Origin of the sequence: Streptococcus sp. CCH5-D3 (genome assembly GCF_001556435.1) — a bacterium.
Classification (GTDB): Bacteria; Bacillota; Bacilli; order Lactobacillales; family Streptococcaceae; genus Streptococcus.
In genome coordinates, this window is record NZ_LSIW01000173.1 from 1 (window position 1) to 327 (window position 327).

Consider the following 327-nt stretch of genomic DNA (forward strand, 5'->3'; position numbering starts at 1 on the left):
AGACAATCAAGACTCCAGACGGTAAGACATACAAGATCGTACCGAAAGGTGACTATCCAGTAGGTAAAGTTGATGGCGATGGACACCTTGAATCATCTGACCCAACTAAAGGTAAAGTTGAAAAACCACGTTCAATCATCACTTACGTTTACAAAGAAGTGAAAGGTGACGTTCACGTTCACTATAAAGATACTGAAGGTAAGACAATCAAGACTTCAGTTGTTGATGAAAAAGATCAGCCAGTCGATAAAGACTACGATACAGTAGTAGACAATCGTCCTAAGACTATCACAACAACTGATGGTAAAGTTTACGAATTGGTACCAG

Annotated in this window: 1 pseudogene; it reads left to right on the forward strand. The window is 39.4% G+C overall.

Going from position 1 to position 327, the window contains the following annotated elements:
• Positions 1 to 327, forward strand: a pseudogene (locus tag AX662_RS10880) (muramidase); the annotation flags it as partial.